Below are 248 nucleotides of genomic sequence, written 5' to 3' on the forward strand. Positions count from 1 at the left end.
AGGGTAGCCCAACGCCGTGACGGTAGCGGCGATGCTGCGACCGTGTTCGAGATAGTACTCGACAGCCCTTTCCATTTGGGGCACGTGAGTACTTCGACTTCGAGGTCTCGTAGCCACGCGGCAGGTCAAGGCATCGCTCATATTCTGCATACCAGCTCTTCAAAGCGTTCTTCGTCGGGTAGCCCAGCTGACGAATCGTTACCCCGATGCGTTTCCCCACTTTTATGTAGAGCTCGACCGCTCGGATG

1 pseudogene is annotated in these 248 nt (G+C 56.9%); it reads right to left on the bottom strand.

What is annotated here, in order from left to right:
- Window positions 1-247: pseudogene (locus HAQ05_RS28385) on the bottom strand (IS3 family transposase); the annotation flags it as partial.
- Window position 248: the final 1 nt, after the last annotated feature.

Source organism: Pseudomonas typographi, assembly GCF_014694385.1.
GTDB lineage: Bacteria > Pseudomonadota > Gammaproteobacteria > Pseudomonadales > Pseudomonadaceae > Aquipseudomonas > Aquipseudomonas typographi.